Origin of the sequence: Gordonia sp. CPCC 206044 (genome assembly GCF_048537895.1) — a bacterium.
GTDB lineage: Bacteria > Actinomycetota > Actinomycetes > Mycobacteriales > Mycobacteriaceae > Gordonia.
Genome location: NZ_JBCLVL010000002.1, coordinates 26,520 through 42,337, shown reverse-complemented (window position 1 = coordinate 42,337; position 15,818 = coordinate 26,520). Strand labels below are relative to the sequence as shown.

The 15,818-nt window shown below is 65.7% G+C and carries 15 protein-coding genes; 12 read left to right on the top strand and 3 right to left on the bottom strand.

Going from position 1 to position 15,818, the window contains the following annotated elements; translation table 11 throughout:
- Window positions 1-14: 14 nt before the first annotated feature.
- The 3 genes from AAFP35_RS02725 to AAFP35_RS02715 are packed head-to-tail and all read right to left on the bottom strand — an operon-like array spanning window position 15 to window position 2,879.
- Window positions 15-1,031, bottom strand: coding sequence for a GlxA family transcriptional regulator (locus AAFP35_RS02725; protein ID WP_419220007.1), 1,017 nt, complete (start codon window positions 1,029-1,031; stop codon window positions 15-17).
- Window positions 1,032-1,085: 54 nt separating this feature from the next.
- On the bottom strand, window positions 1,086-2,237 hold the full coding sequence (locus AAFP35_RS02720; protein WP_419220006.1) for a CaiB/BaiF CoA transferase family protein: 1,152 nt from the start codon (window positions 2,235-2,237) through the stop codon (window positions 1,086-1,088).
- A gap of 33 nt (window positions 2,238-2,270) precedes the next feature.
- Window positions 2,271-2,879, bottom strand: coding sequence for a TetR/AcrR family transcriptional regulator (locus AAFP35_RS02715; RefSeq protein ID WP_419220005.1), 609 nt, complete (start codon window positions 2,877-2,879; stop codon window positions 2,271-2,273).
- Between the two features lie 241 nt (window positions 2,880-3,120).
- On the opposite strand from AAFP35_RS02715, the gene AAFP35_RS02710 reads away from it, so the two are divergent.
- From AAFP35_RS02710 to AAFP35_RS02655, 12 genes are all read left to right on the top strand, one after another.
- The gene (locus AAFP35_RS02710; protein WP_419220003.1) at window positions 3,121-4,497 is read left to right on the top strand and encodes a 4-hydroxyphenylacetate 3-hydroxylase N-terminal domain-containing protein; all 1,377 of its coding nucleotides are present in this window, start codon (window positions 3,121-3,123) and stop codon (window positions 4,495-4,497) included.
- Window positions 4,494-5,699 (top strand): acyl-CoA dehydrogenase family protein, encoded by a 1,206-nt coding sequence (locus tag AAFP35_RS02705; protein ID WP_419220002.1) that lies wholly within the window; start codon window positions 4,494-4,496, stop codon window positions 5,697-5,699. Before AAFP35_RS02710 ends, AAFP35_RS02705 begins: the two co-directional genes overlap by 4 nt.
- Window positions 5,700-5,746: 47 nt before the next feature.
- Window positions 5,747-6,856, top strand: a complete 1,110-nt coding sequence (locus tag AAFP35_RS02700; protein ID WP_419220001.1) for a homogentisate 1,2-dioxygenase — start codon at window positions 5,747-5,749, stop codon at window positions 6,854-6,856.
- Window positions 6,853-8,031, top strand: coding sequence for an alpha/beta fold hydrolase (locus AAFP35_RS02695; protein WP_419220000.1), 1,179 nt, complete (start codon window positions 6,853-6,855; stop codon window positions 8,029-8,031). Before AAFP35_RS02700 ends, AAFP35_RS02695 begins: the two co-directional genes overlap by 4 nt.
- The gene (locus tag AAFP35_RS02690) at window positions 8,016-9,155 is read left to right on the top strand and encodes an acyl-CoA dehydrogenase family protein (RefSeq protein WP_419219999.1); all 1,140 of its coding nucleotides are present in this window, start codon (window positions 8,016-8,018) and stop codon (window positions 9,153-9,155) included. The genes AAFP35_RS02695 and AAFP35_RS02690 overlap by 16 nt, the downstream gene beginning before the upstream one ends.
- A 208-nt stretch (window positions 9,156-9,363) precedes the next feature.
- Entirely contained in the window at window positions 9,364-10,572 is a 1,209-nt protein-coding gene (locus AAFP35_RS02685) for a thiolase family protein (RefSeq protein WP_419219998.1), read from the top strand.
- Window positions 10,569-11,315, top strand: coding sequence for an SDR family NAD(P)-dependent oxidoreductase (locus AAFP35_RS02680; RefSeq protein ID WP_419219997.1), 747 nt, complete (start codon window positions 10,569-10,571; stop codon window positions 11,313-11,315). Before AAFP35_RS02685 ends, AAFP35_RS02680 begins: the two co-directional genes overlap by 4 nt.
- A gap of 8 nt (window positions 11,316-11,323) precedes the next feature.
- Window positions 11,324-12,505 carry an acyl-CoA dehydrogenase family protein gene (locus tag AAFP35_RS02675; protein ID WP_419219996.1) on the top strand — a complete coding sequence of 394 codons (1,182 nt, stop codon included), beginning with the start codon at window positions 11,324-11,326 and terminating at the stop codon, window positions 12,503-12,505.
- Entirely contained in the window at window positions 12,502-13,251 is a 750-nt protein-coding gene (locus AAFP35_RS02670; RefSeq protein ID WP_419219995.1) for an enoyl-CoA hydratase/isomerase family protein, read from the top strand. Before AAFP35_RS02675 ends, AAFP35_RS02670 begins: the two co-directional genes overlap by 4 nt.
- Window positions 13,248-14,171 (top strand): hydroxymethylglutaryl-CoA lyase, encoded by a 924-nt coding sequence (locus AAFP35_RS02665; protein ID WP_419219994.1) that lies wholly within the window; start codon window positions 13,248-13,250, stop codon window positions 14,169-14,171. The genes AAFP35_RS02670 and AAFP35_RS02665 overlap by 4 nt, the downstream gene beginning before the upstream one ends.
- Before the next feature lie 411 nt (window positions 14,172-14,582).
- Window positions 14,583-14,918: an ArsR/SmtB family transcription factor gene (locus AAFP35_RS02660; protein WP_419219993.1), complete on the top strand. Its 336-nt coding sequence runs from the start codon at window positions 14,583-14,585 to the stop codon at window positions 14,916-14,918.
- Window positions 14,918-15,646, top strand: coding sequence for a cation transporter (locus AAFP35_RS02655; protein ID WP_419219992.1), 729 nt, complete (start codon window positions 14,918-14,920; stop codon window positions 15,644-15,646). The genes AAFP35_RS02660 and AAFP35_RS02655 overlap by 1 nt, the downstream gene beginning before the upstream one ends.
- The last annotated feature ends 172 nt before the right edge of the window (window positions 15,647-15,818 follow it).

The following is a 15,818-nucleotide window of genomic DNA, read 5'->3' as shown; positions in this document are numbered from 1 at the left end:
TGCGCCACGAATACCTACATCTGCGCCACGCTTGCGACCGGTTCCGGCGTGCTCGTCCTCGTCGAGGTGAACCGCTGCTGGTATCTGCGTGGGGAGATCCCGATGCGGGCGATGAATGCCCGGCGCATGACCTCGGCGCTGCTGTACCCGGCCGCGTGCGCGGCGGCGGAAACGGTGTACCCGGCATGTAAACCGTCACAGGCCAATTCGAATCGTGCGGTGGCGACGTACTCGGCCGGTGTGGTGTCGAGTTCGTCGCGGAACAGGCGCGTCAGCTGCCGTGCACTGACGTTCACATGTGACGACAGGCTGTCCACCGTGTGTCGAAGGTGTGGATTGCCGCGAACGTGATCGGTTGCTCGGCGCACCGGGCTCGTCCGAGGTGCCGGTCCGCGCAGCGAGGACGAGAACTGGGACTGTCCCCCGCCTCGCTGCATGTACACGAGCAGTCCCTGCGCGGTGCGACGTGCCACCGCTGCTCCGTGGTCTTCCTCGACCAGAGCCAGACTGAGGTCGATACCGGCGACCACGCCGGCGGAACTGTAGACGAAATCGTCGCGGACGAAGATGGCGTCGGCATCGACCCGGACCGAGGGGTGATGGCGAGCCAGGTCGGCGGTGAACTTCCAGTGAGTGGTGGCGACGCGTCCGTCGAGCAGTCCTGCTGCGGCGAGAACGAACGAACCGGTGCACACCGATGCCAACCGTCGGGTCCGACGCGCGAGGTCACGGACCGAGTCGACGAGATCGTCGGTGATGAACAGTGGGGGAGGGAGCTCGCTGCCCGCGATCAGTACGGTGTCGAAGGTTCCAGAGCCAGCGATCGGCTCGGTGCTCACCCGCACGCCGACCGACGTCCGCACCTCGCCGCCCGCAGGAGATAGCACGCTGACCGAGTAACCGCTCGCGTACTGGTTGGCCTCCACGAAGACCTCTGCGGGACCCGAGAAGTCCAGCATCTTGACGTCGTCGAACACGACGATGCCGATGCGACGATGTCCGGGTCCCACAGCGGGCCCACTAATTCTCATGCGAGCAATGTATTCAGTCGCGACGATGTATGTCGTCCCGGCGCCCGCGTGAGGTCAGCCCGGCAGGAACTCCGCTCGCACCGACTCGGTGTGTTCGCCGAGTTCCGGGCCCGGCGTGCGGATCGTGCCCGGGGTCTTGGTGAACTTGGGCACCACACTCGGCATCGGTACGGGAGCCGGATACCCGGGGGCGTCGACGCGAGTGATCATCTTTCGGGCGCGATACTGCACATCCGACAGGATGTCGTCGGGTGTGTAGATGCGGCCCCGTGGGATCTCGAACTGGTCGAGCACCTTCTCGAGTTGTTCGCCGTCGAGCGTCGCCGCCCAGTGCGCGATGATGCCGTCGAGTTCCGTGGCGTTGGCACCCCGGGCCTGATGCGTGGCGTACCGCTCGTCGGTGGCGAGGTCCGGGCGGTCCATCGCCTGGCACAGTCGCCGGTAGACGGTGTCGGCGTTGGCCGCGATGAGCACCTCGACACCGTCGCTCGCCGTGTACACGTTCGACGGCGCGACCCCGGGCAGCGTGCTGCCCGATCGGCCACGTGCCACACCGCCGAGTTCCCAGTCGGAGACAAGGGATTCGGTCAGTGCGAAAACGCTCTCGTAGAGGGCGACGTCGACCTCTTGGCCGTGGCCGGTGCGCTCACGTTCCTGCAGCGCCGCCAGGGTTCCGATGACCGCGAACATGGCCGCGAGCGCATCGCCGAGGCTGATACCGGCACGCACCGGCGGGAGGTCGGGGAATCCCATCAGGGCGCGGAGGCCACCCATCGCCTCGGCGACACTGCCGAAGCCGCGATCGGCGGCGCGCGGGCCGTCCTGCCCGAATCCGGAGACGTGGGCCATGATCAACGCCGGGTTGTCCGGTGCGACCGACGCGTAGTCGAGACCCCAGGCGGCGAGCCTGCCCGGCGCGAAGTTCTCCAGCACGACGTCGGCCTTGACGAACAGTTCACGTGCCAGTGCGCGGTCGGAGTCGTCTTTCAGGTCGAGCACCACCGACTCCTTGTTCCGGGCGATACCCGGCCACCACAGGCTGCGGTCGTCGTGCTGGACACCCCAGTGCCGCATGGGATCTCCGGCCGGGGGTTCGATCTTGATGACGCGCGCGCCGTAATCGCCCAGCAGCTGACCGGCAAACGGTCCGGCGATGAAGCCGCCGAGTTCGACGACGGTCACGCCGTCCAATGGTCCCTTGCTCATTCCGGGTTCCTTTCCGTGGCCCGGAAGATCAGGTCAGTCCGCAGTCCCCGGGCCGTAGACGGTGCGGTACCAGATAGCTGAGAGAACGTCGATGGCCGTCTCGTCGTCGGGCCGTGCCACATTGAGGTCACCGCCGGCCGCCAGCCATGTGTAACAAGAGGATTCGAGTGCCGACACCAGAGCGGAGGCCAGCACGTCGAGGGGCAGGTCGACGCGATATCCGGCGCGGTCTGCCCCCTGCAGGCCCGACAGGACCTGCTTGATGCCCGACGCGCGGTTCTCTCGCCAGCGTTGGCGGAACGTGTCGTCGAGCATGGACATCTGGAACAGGCCGACGATCTCCGGCAGATACTTCCGGTAGGTGGTCCAATAGGCGGTCACCGCCGCCCGGACGCCGGATTCCGGATCGGGATGTTTGGTCGACAGCGATGCCTCGACCACCTCGCCGGTGAACTGTTCGAGCAGCGCCTCGAGCAACTGCTCCTTGTTCTCGTAGTAGTTGTAGAACGAACCCGTCGACCGGCCTGCCGTCTCCGCGATGTCGGAGATCTTGGTGTTCAGATAGCCCTTCTCCGCGAAGACCTGTCGTGCGGCGTCGAGGAATGCTGCCTCGGTCCGTCGTCCCTTGGTGGTTGGTGGCACCTGCCTGCGCTCCTGTCCTCTCCGTCTCCCGTCCAGCGGGCCGACCACACGGCGCGCCGTCGGCGTGCGCACTGTCTGAATTATGCATCGTCCTCGCTGTCCGGGATCGGAGCCGTTCACCGCGGTGCCGGCGTCCTACGAGCCGCTCCAGCCGATGTGGGTGGGTGGCCCTTGTCATTTTCTGAAACTGAATCTAGCATCAGAAAGCGAGATTGAGAACCCACCCCGAAGGAGTGACCAGATGGCGATGATGACCAGGGATGACTACCTTGCGTCGCTCGACGACGGTCGGCGGATCTTCGCCGAAGGGGAAGAGGTCAAGGACCTCGCCCATCACCCGCAGTTCGCCACCGCGATCGATTCGATCGGCGATGGCTACGAGCAGAACCACGTTCCCGGCGACGACGCGAGCGGGCCCTATTTCAAGGTCCCGAAGAGCAAGGACGACCTGAAGGTCATCCTCGATGAGTTGCTCGAATGGGACATGGTCACCGTGACCACCAGCCAGGGCCTGCTCGCGCTGTTGACCGCGGCTGCCCGGATGCGTGCCGACCACCCCGAGCTCGCGCAGCGCATCGAGGAGTACTTCGAATACTGCAAGCGCAACGACCTGCGGTGCGTGCAGGCCATCACCGATGCCAAGGGCGACCGCCGAGTGGCGCCGGGCGCCCAGACCGATCCCGACGTCTACACCCGGATCGTCGAGCGTCGCCCGGACGGCATCGTCATCCGCGGCGCCAAGCTGCACATCTCGTCGGCGGCGGTCTGCCACGAGTTGGTCGTGATGCCGACCAAGAACATGAAGCCCGGGGAAGAGGACTACGCGGTCGCCTGTGCGATCCCGGTCAACGCACCAGGTGTGCGGATCGTCAACACCAGCTATGCGCCGCGTGAGCGTGAAGAGGACTTTCCGGTCAGCTCGAAGCACAACATGCCCGAGGGGTTCATCATCCTCGACGACGTGTTCGTTCCCCACGAGCGCGTGTTCCTCGCAGGCGAGACAGGCCACTCGGCCACCTTCGCGCATGCGCTCGGGCTCTGGGAACGGCTCGGCGGCACCGCGCACATGTCCGAGTTCGCCGACCAGCTCGTCGGGCTGGCACAGCTCATCGCCGAGGCCAACGGCACCGAGAAGATCAACCACATCCGCGAGAAGATCGCCGAGATGGTCATCTACGCGACCATGACCCGGTCCGGACTCGAAGCAGCCATCGCCAATGCCGAGCCGAGCCCGGAGGGCTGGTACTTCCCGAGCGAGCTCTACACCAACGCCGCAAAGCATTACGCCGCAGCGGAATACAGCCTGATGGTGCGCCATCTGCACGACATCGGGGGTGGGTCGATCCTCACCGCACCGTCGGTGGCAGATCTGGAGAACGACGAGGTCGGTCCGTTCATCAAGAAGTACATGGCCACCAAGGAAGGCATCTCCGGCGAGTACCGAACCAAGCTCTTCCACGCCATCCGTGACTTCACCGCTGACGCCTACGGCGGCTGGCAGTTGGTCACCATGATCCAGTCCGGTGGCGGCCTCTACGCGCAGCGGTTGGTGGCGCGCAAGCACTACGACATGGACAAGGCCAAGAGGTTGGCGCTCGAACTCGCGGGGCTGGCATGACGACTGTCCAGGTTCCGCACGAAGTGGCATCTTTCGCCGCGCATGTGCGGGAACGGTTGGCGCCCTTCGTCGGACAATTCACCCAAGCCGTCGACTCCGACACCGACGACGACCGCATCGCCGCCGTCGAGGAACTGCGTGCCGGGCACGACGAGCAGGTCGCTCGCATGCGCAAACTGCAGTCGGTGTTGTACGACGCCGGCATCGCCTGGCCGAGCGGGCCCGCCGACCTCGGCGGGTTGGAGCTGCCCCCGATCCACGACACGGTCGTCGACGAGATCCTCGACGAGATGGGATTCCCGACGCGGGAAGCTCTTTTCGTCGGTCTGAACATCGTCGCACCGGCGCTGGTGCATCACGCCCCGGCCGAACTTCGCGAGCGTGTGGTGACGGGGTTGTACCGCGGTGACCTCATCGGGTGCCAACTCTTCTCCGAACCCGGCGCAGGCTCCGACCTCGCCGGAGTGAACACCCGAGGTGTGCGCGACGGAGACGACTGGGTACTCGACGGGCAGAAGGTGTGGACCTCGATGGGACACCTCGCCGATGTCGGCGAGGCCCTCGTCCGTACCGATCCGGACGCACCGAAACACGCAGGCCTGACCATGTTCCTGGTGGACATGCACGCGCCGGGTGTGACCGTCCGGCCCATCCGACAGATGACCGGCGGCGCGGCCTTCAACGAGGTCTTCCTCGACGGAGTCCGGATCCCGGACAGTCAGCGCATCGGTGGGGTCGGCGAGGGCTGGAAGGTCGCCTCGACCAGCCTCGGCAACGAGCGTTCCACCATGAGCGGGGCGGCCGGGCCGTTGACGCCCTACGTGATGGAACGCACCGTGGAACTGGTGAAACGTCTGGGCGCAGACGCAGATCCGGTGCACCGCCCGCAGATAGCGAAAACTGTTGCCGCGGTGACCGCGATGCGCGCGGCCGCGGGTCTCTCCCCGGGATCGTGGTCGCACGGGCTCGAGCCGGTGTCAGGTTCGGTGCTCAAGATGCTGATGGCGCAGGCGGCAGACGAGATCGCGAAACTGGCCGAGGCGGTGTTGGGGGAGCGTGCCTTCATCGATCACGGCGAGAAGGACGCGTTCGCATGGTCGGAGTTCGTGCTCGGTGTCCCGGCACTGCACCTGGCCGGGGGTACCGACGAGATCCAGCACAACGTGATCGCGCAGCGCGGCCTCGGCTTGCCGCGCCGATAGCTGCCCCGCAACAACTTCCAGATCGCCCAGACAACAGGAGTTCCGACATGGAATCATTCATCCAGCACCGCAAGGGGCGCACACCGCGACAGGTCCACCGAGATGTGGAGGACCTCAAGGACGACGAGCTGGGCCGATACGGGTTCACCGGCCGTACCGCGCATCTCTACCGCCGCAACGATCCGACCCAGTACCGCGCGGTCGGCGACCTCGGCGGCCTCGACCGACAGACCTACGACCTCACGCCGACAGATCAGATCGATCCTGCGGGCGAGCCGTTGCTCATGTTCTACAACGACGACTGCCGCATCCTGCTGAGCCGGCGCAGCGAGACCGCCCCGTTCTACACCCGCAACGTGGACGGAGACGAGCTGATCTTCGTCCATGCGGGCACCGGTCACTTCGAGACCGAATTCGGCAAGCTTGCTTATCGCCCAGGCGATTACGTGTACATCCCCAAGGGGACGACATACCGTCAGATCCCCGAAGACCAGTGTCACTTCCTGATCATCGAAGCCGTCGAGGAGTTCCGGGTTCCCGAGGCCGGTGTTCTCGGCCGGTTCTTCCCGTTCGATTCGTCGCTGGCCGTGGTGCCGGAAGCCGAAGCTTTTCCGGACGACGGTCGTGAGGAGTACGAGGTCCGTTTCCGTCAGCGCGAGGGGAAGACCTCGATCTTCTACGCGTTCAACCCCCTCGACGTCGAGGGCTGGAAGGGCGACAACTTCGCGTTCACGTTCAACCTCTCCGATTACGACGTGATCACCTCGGAGACGGTGCATCTGCCGCCGACGGTGCACCTGTTCATGCAGGCCACCGGCGTGTACGTGATGAACTTCCTGCCGCGTCCCGCCGAGGGGCGCAAGGGAGTCGAACGTCTGCCGTGGTACCACCGCAACACCGACTTCGACGAGATCGCCTTCTACCACGGGGGCAGCGTGTTCGGAATCGACATGCCTCCCGGTCTCATCGGCCATGCCCCGCAAGGCATTCACCACGGGATTCCCGAGCGTGCCCGCGAACGCGCCCGGCGTCGATTCGAGCAGGACGAGCGTGTCGAATGGCAGGTCATCTCGATCGACACCCACAAGCGTCTGACCCCGACGCCCGCAATGATCAACTCGACGCACGTCGAGGTCCAGGAAGAGGTTCAGGTATGAGCAGCAAGCGTTTCGAGTACGACCGCATCCCCTATCTGGTCGTCTTCGACGACACCTCCGCCTACCGGGACACCTACGGAGGCGTCACCGAGAGCGTGGTCCTCGAGAGCTACCTGCTCAAGCCCAAGGGGGTGCCCGCCGACACGGTCATCATCTTCATGCACCCGATCGGCGGCGGCGCCTACCTGCCGATGTCGAACGCACTCCCGCGTGCCGGACACCACGTCATCTACTGCAACAGCCGTTACCGCGGCGTGGACAGCGCGCTGATCATGGAGAAGGTGGTCCAGGATCTCGGCGCGTGCGTCAAGGACGCACGAGAACGCCTGGGCTACAAGAACGTCGTGCTGGCAGGCTGGAGCGGTGGCGGTGCGCTGTCGCTGTATTACCAGCAGCAGGCACAGCACGCGACCGTGACCCAGACGCCCGCAGGCGAGGGCCCCGACCTGACACAACTGGACCTGCCGGCCGCCGACGGCATGATGCTGCTCGCCGCTCACGTCAGCCGTCACGGCACGCTGACCGAATGGATGGACCCGTCCATCCTCGACGAGAACGACCCGGACAAGCGTGACCCCGAGCTCGACATCTACAACCCGAACAATCCGAACCAGGCGCCGTACACCCCGGAGTTCATCGAGCGTTACCGGACAGCCCAGATCGACCGCAACCGTCGGATCACCGCGTGGGTCAAAGAACAGCTCGCCGACCTGCGCGGCCGTGGAGAACCCTTGATGGAGCGTGCCTTCAACGTGCACGGCACCATGGCCGACCCGCGCTGGCTCGATCTCACCCTGGACCCCAACGATCGCAAACCCGGCTGCTACCTGGGGGATCCGCGAATCGTCAACATGGGTCCGGTCGGTCTCGCTCGCTTCACCACGTTGCGGAGCTGGTTGTCGCAGTGGAGCTACGACGACGCCCACGGCGACGGTCCCCGCTGTGCGGCCGATCTCGAGGTGCCCACCCTGGTGATCGGCAACTCGGCCGACAATGCGTGCACCCCGAGCCATACGCATCGCCTGTACGACGCAGTCGGATACCACGACAAGACGTTGCACACCATCGAGGGTGCAACCCACTATTACTCGGGCAAGGAGCAGATCCCCTACCTCAACAAGGCCGTCGAGACCATCAGCGAGTGGATGGGGGAGCGGTCGTGGACCAGCATGTGACACCGGAGATCTCGGTCGACGAGGTGCGCGCGTCGCTACGCGAGTACTTTCGCGACTGGCCCGGGATCGACGAGGTGCGGCGCAACCGTGATGACGAGAACGTCGCCGCAGGAGCGGGTTTCGACCGCGACGGTTGGAGTGTGTTGGCCGAACAGGTCGGTCTGACCGGTATCGCGGCACCCGAGACGTGGGGCGGACTGGGCTTGCCGACCTCCCATCTCGTGGCGGCCGTGGAGGAATGCGGGGCCACTCTCTACCCGGGGCCGGCGCGCGCAAGCGTGCTGCTCGCCGCGGCGCTGCACGGCATCGTCCCCGACGACGTGCCGACCGAGTTGCGATCGGTGATCGGCGACTTCCTCAGTGGCGCAACCGTCGCGGGGGTGTCCACGATCGTCGGTGAGTCGGGTGCGGAGTTCCGGGACGGTCGGGTCACCGGCCGCCTCGGGGCGGTCACCCACGGTGCGGTTGCCGACATCGTGCTGTCGACGGTGACGACGGTCGACGGACCGGCGATCGCGTTGATCGCGCCCGCGGCGCGTCCGACGCGGGTGGAGCGCATCTCGGTGCCCACCGTCGATCTGTCGACGCCGTTGGCCGACGTGGTTGTCTCCGACGTTCCTGCGGTCCTGCTCACCTCGGGCGGTGACAATGCCGCCGCGACGGCACACCGCACCCTGGATGCGCTGTTGTTGGCTGCGGAGCAGGTCGGCGGCGCGCAGGGATGCCTGGCCGGAATGGTCGACTATGCCACCGTCCGGGAACAATTCGGCAAGGTCATCGGCACCTACCAGGCCATCCAGCATCGATGCGCGCAGACCGCCGTCGCGACCGTCGCGGCGCGGGCACTCGTAGCCGCGGCCGCCGATGCGGTCGACCGCGGCGATGCCGTCTCCGCCGAACAGCTCACGCTGCTCGCACGCGCGGATGCGGGTGACGGGTTCGCCGCCGCTGCGAGTTCACTCATCCAGGTGTCCGGAGGCATCGGCTTCACGTGGGAGCACGACGCGCATCTGTTCTTCCGGCGCTCGCGGGCGACCGCGGCGATCGGTGGTACACCGGCCCGGTTGCGTGACCGCGCAGTCGCTTCCGGCTGTGTGGACCTGTTGGTCCACGCCGTCGCCTGAGCGCTCGTTCCTCTGCGCGGCCGCGCGCCCTGCCGGAGTACCTGCTCCGTGCGGAGCTGACCCGTGTCCCGTTCCCGCGTCGCGCAGGCGGGCCCGGAGACGGTTCGCGGCACGTCTGCCGGCGCGCGGCATCTCGGCGTACCCGCGTCCTCGGATCGTCGCACACACCACACAACTCTCATCCACCCATCTCGAAAGGGACACCCCCATGTCCACAGCAGTCATCGTCGAAGCAGTCCGGACACCGATCGGCAAACGCCGCGGATCGCTGTCGGGATGGCACCCGGTGGAACTCGCCGGTGCCACCATCGCCGAACTCGTCGAGCGTGCAGGTATCGACCCCGCTCTCATCGACGACGTCATCGTCGGGTGCGTCACCCAGATCGGGCCGCAGTCGACCAACATCGCCCGCAATGCTGCGTTGGCGGCGGGGCTTCCGGAGACGGTCCCGGGCACCACGATCGACCGTCAGTGTGGCTCAAGCCAGCAGGCTGTCCATTTCGCCGCCCAGGCCGTCCTGTCCGGTGCGATGGACATCGTCATCGCGGCGGGTGTGGAGTGCATGAGCACTGTCGCGATGTTCTCCAACGCGCCAGGTGGTGACATCCGCGAGGTCTACGGGGAGCAACTCCAGGCGCGCTACGCCGATCGGGAGACCTTTGGCACACCCGGGCTTGTCCCGCAGGGACTTTCCGCTGAGCTCATCGTGGAGAAGTGGGGCTTGACCCGCGCGGAACTCGACGACTACGCGCTGGCGAGTCAGCAGCGGGCCGCGACCGCACGTGCCGAGGGACGCTTCGATCGCGAGACCTTCGCGGTCACGCGCAAGGTGCGCGACAAGGACAGCGGCGAGATCACCATCGACGGTGAGCTCACCGCCGATGAGCCGATCCGCGAGAACACCACTGCCGAAGGGCTGGCAGCGCTCAAGCCGTCCTTCCTCCCCGAAGGCAGCGTCACCGCGGGCAACGCCTCGCAGATCGTCGACGGCGCCGCCGCCGTACTCGTGATGCGCGATGACGTCGCCGAGAAGCTCGGGCTCAAGCCGCGAGCCGCGATCCGACAGATGACCGTCGTCGGCGACGATCCCGTCGCCATGCTGACCGCGCCGATCCCGGCCACCCAAAAGGCCTTGGAGAAGGCCGATCTGAGCGTCGACGACATTGATCTGTTCGAGGTGAACGAGGCATTCGCGCCGGTCGTGCTCGCCTGGCAGCGTGAACTGAAGGCCGACGTCGACAAGCTCAACGTCAACGGTGGCGGAATCTCCCTGGGGCATCCGTTGGGTGCGTCGGGCGCGCGGCTGATGGTTACCCTGCTGCACGAGCTCGAGCGGACCGGCGGTCGCTACGGACTGCAGACCATGTGCGAAGGCGGCGGTATGGCGAACGCGACGATCATCGAGCGTCTCTCGTGACGGTCAGCGCGGATCTCGACGGCCTGGTGGCCGTCGTCACCGGGGCATCGAGCGGTATCGGTCGGCACTTCTGTTCGGTCCTGAGCAGCAACGGGGCCCAGGTGGTGGCCGCGGCTCGCCGAAAGGACCGTCTCGACGAACTGGTCGCCGACGGTAGCGCCGCGGTTGCGCAGGAATGCGACGTCACCGACTCCGACGACGTGGTGGCACTCATCGGCGCGGCGAAGCGCCTCGGCGGACCGCACATCGTGGTCAACGCGGCCGGGTGGGCCGACGACAAACCTGCGCTGGAGACCTCGGTCGAGCATTTCCGCAAGACGTTGGACGTCGATCTGACCGCGATCTTCCAGGTGTCCGTCGAGGCGGCCAAAGCCATGCCGGACGGAGGCTCGATCATCAACATCGCCTCGATTCTCGGATTGGTCGGGTCGTGGCCGGTCGCGCAGGCTGCGTACTGCGCGGCCAAGGGCGGCGTGATCAACCTGACCCGGCAGCTGGGCGCCGAGTGGGCGTCGAAGGGCATTCGCGTGAATGCCATTGCGCCGGGATGGTTTCCGAGTGAGCTCACCGATGAGATGTTCGAGAACGAGAAGTCGGCGGCCTGGATCAAGCGCAATACCCCGATGGGTCGTCCCGGACGGCTCTCCGAACTCGACGGACCGCTGCTGATGATGGCATCACCGTCGAGCACCTTCTTGACCGGACAGATCCTGGCCGTCGACGGCGGCTGGACGGCGCGATAGGCGGCGAGATGAAACGCGAGATCTATGACGAGACACACGAGGATTTCCGGGCGAGTTTCCGTTCGTTCGTGACCACCGAGATCGTCCCCCACCACGAGAAGTGGGAGGAGGCCGGTCGAGTGGACCGCGACATGTTCGCCAAGGCGGGCGAACTCGGATTCCTCGGGATGGCGGTGGCCGAGGAATACGGCGGGCTCGGGCAAGACGACTTCCGGTTCAACGTCATCATCGGCGAGGAACTGCAGCGTGCAGGTGTCATCGGATCGGGAATGTGCATCACGCTCCACAACGATGTGGTGCTGCCCTACCTGATGCACGCCACCGATGACGACCAGCGTCGCCGCTGGCTGCCCAAGATGGTCACCGGTGAGATCATGGGTGCCATCTCGATGACCGAACCGGGGACGGGTTCGGACCTCGCATCCATCCGTACGACCGCGGCTCGTATCGAAGACAGCTGGGTGATCAACGGTGCCAAGACATTTGTGACGAACGGCTTGAATGCCGACCTCTATGTCGTCGCCGCCAAGACCGACCCCGGCCAGAAACGCAAGGGCATCAGCCTGATCGCCGTCGAGGACGGTACGGAGGGCTTCACCCGAGGTCGTCACCTGGACAAGATCGGCCTGCGCAGTCAGGACACCGCCGAATTGTTCTTCGACGATGCCCGGGTACCCGCCGCCAACCTCATCGGTGGCGAGGGCAAGGGTTTCAGCATCCTCATGCAGAACCTCGCCCAGGAACGGTTGGGGCTGTCCGCTTCGGCGATCTCGGCATGCCGTACCGCTCTGGGCCACACCGTGGACTACTGCGCGCAGCGCGAAGCTTTTGGTCAGCGAGTGTTGGACATGCAGAACACCCGTTTCAAGCTCGCCGAGTTGGCCGCCCGTTTCGACTCGGTGGAGATGCTCTTCGATCGTCTGGTGTTGCGCCACAACAACGGTGAGGTCTCCGGGCACGATGCGGCCAAGGCGAAACTGCTGACCACCGAGCTGCAGCAGGACATCGTGCAACTGGGCGTGCAGCTTCACGGCGGGTACGGGTTCATGCGTGAATACCCCATCGCCCGCGCCTATCTCGACGCCCCGATCCAGACCATCTTCGGCGGAACCAACGAGATCATGCGTGAGATCATCGGTCGCACACTCGAATCCGACTACGGGTTCGCCGCAACCGGAGGTCGGTCATGACTGTTCGACTCGAACGGGCCGACGGTGTCGCGCTGATCACCCTGGATCGTCCCGAGAAACGCAACGCCATGTCCGACGAGATGTGGGCACAGTTCGCCACTCACCTCGACGGCCTCGACGTCGGCGGTCGCGACCGGGTCCTGATGGTGACCGGTGCGGGTGGCGCATTCTGCGGCGGTTCCGACGTCGGAGGCCTGCTCGACGATCCGGATTCGCTGCCGGAGCGCATCGAGGTCTCCAACGGATGCGTACTCGCGATGCACGAGTTGCCGATCCCCACGATCGCACTCGTCGACGGGATCGCGGCCGGTTCCGGGCTCAATCTCGCGTTGGCCTGCGACCTCGTGTACGCCAGTGATCGTGCGAGGTTCGCGCAGCTGTTCATCCATCGAGGACTCTCGCTGGACAGCGGTGCCAGCTGGCTGCTGCCGAGGCTGATCGGGGAGCGTCGGGCGCGGGAGCTGTGTCTGCTCGGCGAGAAACTGCCTGCCGAGCAGGCCCTGGCCATGGGGATGATCAACCGGGTCGTCGATGAACAGGAACTGCGCGGGGTCGGCGACGAGATCGCGCAGCGGTTGGCTGCGTTCTCACCGACCGCTCTGGCTGGTACGAAACGCATGCTCAACGAGTCGTGGTCGCACGGACTCGCCGGCGCATTGCGGGCCGAGATGGACAATCAACTCCGGGTCATCGGCAGTGACGCCGCGATCGAGAACATCTCGTCTTTCGGTAAGATGTCGTCATGAGCGTGACCGATTCGACACAGCCCCACGTCACCATCGTCGAGGTCGCTCCCCGCGATGGACTGCAGAACGAGAAGGTCGAACTGTCGACCGGGCAGAAACTCGAATTGGTGCAGCGTGCAGTGCGTTTCGGCGCACGCAACGTCGAGGTCACGAGCTTCGTGCATCCCAAGAAGGTCCCGGTGATGGCCGACGCGGAGGACCTCGTCGGCCTGCTGCCCGACGACGACGGTGTGGTCTACAGCGCGTTGGTGCTCAACGAGCGTGGTCTGGACCGGGCGGTTGCCGCCGGTGTCGGCGAGATCAATGCGGTGGTCCACTGCACCGATACGTTCAGCAATCGCAATCAGGGCACCGACGTCGATGGTGGCATCGAGATCTGGAAGCGAATCGCACAGACCTCGCGCCAACACGGCATCACCGCCAACCTGACGATCGCGGTCGCCTTTGGTTGTCCGTTCGAGGGCGAGGTGTCGGTGGATCGGCTCCGGTCGGTGCTCGACGGCGTTCTCGAAGAGCCGCCGACCGAACTGTCGTTGGCCGACACCATCGGTGTCGCGGTGCCGCGCGATGTGCGTGAACGATTCTCTGTGGCAAGTGATCTCGTCTCCGAGACACCACTTCGGGCACATTTTCACGACACCCGCAGCTGCGGTATCGGCAACGCGCTGGCGGCCGTCGAATCCGGGGTGACGGTGCTCGATGCCAGCCTCGGCGGCATCGGTGGTTGCCCGTTCGCGCCCAACGCCACGGGCAACATCGCCACCGAGGACCTCGTGTACGCCTTGGATCGCAGCGGCATCCGGCACGGTCTGGACGCGTCGTCGTTGCACGAGGCGGGAGAGTGGCTCGAGGACCTGTTCGGTCGTCGCTTGCCCGGTTCGGTCCTGCACGCAGGTGGGTTCCCGGTGCCGGTGGCGTAGGCGCGGGTGTATCGACGTCGTCCGTTTCGCTGGGGGCCGGACGTCGGCAGGGGATCTCGGCTCGCTTCGTGAGGTCCGCCTTGGACGGGTGCGTGCTTCCTGGGATTGCATCTCGTTTCTCGGTCGTTTGGCTTGGTCCACCTCGAAATAAGTGCTCGCCAAACGGTTTCCGGTCCGGATACGTGGTGCCGCCAGCTCTGGCTTCCTGGTCGCCACCGAGCTTTCTGCCCGGTCTGTCGCCTGCGTGCCCGAATTCCGCCCAGGATTTTGCTCGGCCTTGAGGTGCTCCCCGGTGCGGCAGGCCACTGCGAGATCGCCAGCCGCACGACAGGTCGACGAGTTCATTGACAGTCACCGATCGAGCATTATTCATTCTTTTCTGAATACAGTAATCCGTGTACCGTTGGCTTCGTGGAGACTGTCGCTGTGAGTCAGCGCGATGCGCTGACGAGGTTTGGTTACGCGTTGTCGGACTCGACGCGCACGCAGGTGCTGTTGCGGCTGCGGGGCAGCGGCGCGTATCCTGCGGAGTTGGCTGAGGCTATCGGGGTGTCGCGGCAGGCGTTGTCGAACCATCTTGCTTGCCTGCGGGGGTGTGGTCTTGTTGTTGCAGTGCCCGAGGGTCGCCGCACTCGGTACGAGCTGACCGATGGCCGCATCGCCCACGCCCTGGATGACCTCCTCGGATTAGTTCTCGCGGTCGACCCGGCCTGTTGTCCGACCGCCGACGAGCAGGGATGCTGCTGATGGCCGCCGAGCTGGGCTTACCGTCGGTGGGTCGACCCGCCCTCGACGGTGCGCGTCGGGAGTTGTTGCAGCGCCGCATCCGCTGGTTCGTCACCGCGACCATCACCTACAACGTCATCGAGGCCATCATCGCGATCAGCGAGGGCGCACGTGTGTCCTCAGGGGCACTGATCGGCTTCGGGCTGGACTCGGTGATCGAAGTGTCCTCGGCCGCCGCGGTCGCGTGGCAGTTCACCGGTTCCGATCCGGAGCGCCGCGAGAAGGTCGCCTTGCGGATCATCGCGCTTTCCTTCTTCGCCCTGGCAGCCTACGTCGGTATCGACTCGCTACGGTCCCTACTCGGTGTGGGTGACGAGGCGCGTCACTCCTCGATCGGCATCGCACTGGCAGCGGTCAGTTTGCTGATCATGCCGCTGCTGTCGTGGGCCGAACGTCGCGCCGGCCGTGAGCTCGGCTCGTTGAGCGCGGTCGCCGACTCCAAACAGACGTTGCTGTGCACGTACCTCTCGGCAGTGCTGTTGGTCGGGCTGGTTCTCAACAGCCTGCTCGAATGGTCGTGGGCTGATCCGATCGCGGCGCTGGTTATCGCGGCGATCGCAGTCCGCGAGGGCATCAACGCCTGGAAGGGCGACGCATGCTGCGCACCCAGTATCGGCCAGCGCGCCGGCGAGCCCGATGGGTGCGACTGCTGCAGCACAGAAGGGACTGGTCATGCCACGCATCAGTGACCCGGCGAGAGGGTCCACCGCACCGAGATGGCAGCAGCCGCTTCCGCCGCTCATCCTCAGCAGCGCTGGCACCACTTCGAACGAGCGCACATTCGACTTTGAGTGCGAAGCCTGCGGCGCCGTCTACCCGATCATCGAGGACCTACGAAGCACCTAAGGCGACTGAATCACA